The 1336-nt window shown below is 54.3% G+C and carries 1 protein-coding gene; it reads left to right on the forward strand.

The annotated features are described in order from the left end of the window. Positions 1–606 (forward strand): hypothetical protein (locus UU7_RS18720; protein ID WP_007810611.1); only part of this gene is annotated, 606 nt, incomplete at its 5' end. Positions 607–1336 lie beyond the last annotated feature (730 nt).

Below are 1336 nucleotides of genomic sequence, written 5' to 3' on the forward strand. Positions count from 1 at the left end.
GGTGGCCAGCGTTCGGGCAACAAAGGCTGTGGTGAGGAGGAGCTGTGGGCTGTCCCCAAGGATCCGAAACACAAGAAGACCCAAGTCGTCGCCAAGGGTTCTGCCGAGTTCTGCTACCTGGAAATCATCTACCTGATCGACGGCGGTCTATGCCCGTGCAAGCGGTGTTGCAAGTCGCTGGTCGCGTTGGCGGATCGCACGAAGTCTGTCATCGTGGTGCGGCCGATGGTTGATTACGAGTTGATCAGCAAGCATCGTACGGAGCTGGCGCGCGGGGAGACGTTCCTGCTCCTGTTCCGGCCAGGAGTGAAGACCTTCCTGGTCTGTCACACCGCGGCCAACGAGGCGCCCGACTCCCCACTCGCACGAGATCTGACCGCGCATCCGACAAAAGCATGGTGCACCTGCGCCAGCGCCGCCTGCGGACTCGCTTTTACGGCCAGGTTCGCGCACGAAAACGTGAAAAGCAAGAATGTGAAGAAGGACAAGAAAGGTGACTTGGCGGTCACTACCACCTGTCCGCATTGCCATGTGTCGGGCGAGATGCCGGTCGTCAGGGAAGGGGTGGGCGCATTCCCGGCCGCCACCGTGGATATCTATTTCTGAAACCAAAACCAATTAAGGCAATTAAGGGGGCGTGAATTAATGGGAATTAATGGCGCGGCTAATTAAGTTGGATCGTCGTCTGGCAAGGCGCGCCGCTTGCCTGGCTTAATTAGCCACGCCCCCTTTCTTCCCTTTCTTTCGCTCCTTGGCGAATGACATGAAATTTTACTCCGTAATGATCATTTCTCTTTTGGCCGATATTTTTATCGGATTGGCTTTTTCTGTGTTCCACAGGCCAATGCCGCGGGACCATTCGTTTCATATTTTTCAGATAGTTTTTCTGTCTCCTTTTGTAGTTGTGAGTTTCTTGCAGCTTATAAAATTAGTCATCAACATGAAAAGCGGGTACGTGGTAACCGGATTTGGCCCAGGGTATGGCATGTTCAAGTGGCATTTCGATAGAAATATGTCTTGGTTCCTTGTGGGAGTTTTTAGTGAGCTAACGATATGGTCCATGCTGGGATTTAGTGTTTTTCGGTTTCTTCTAAAAGCGAAATAGCCTAACCAAATCTGCAACCCGTAGCCCGGAATCAATAAAGGGGACGTGGCTAATTAAATCCGCTCGCGAAGGTCTCCCGGTGATCGGCAGGAGAACGGTCGAAGGCGCCCCGGTGAGGGGCGGCAGTGAGCCCCAGGGAACCGACCGTCACTGCGCCGGTTCTCGCCACCCCACCTAGGCAAGACCACCGCATCACGGCAAGATGCAGCGGACGATAGTCGGGGATCGGTC

This window comes from Rhodanobacter spathiphylli B39, assembly GCF_000264295.1.
GTDB lineage: Bacteria > Pseudomonadota > Gammaproteobacteria > Xanthomonadales > Rhodanobacteraceae > Rhodanobacter > Rhodanobacter spathiphylli.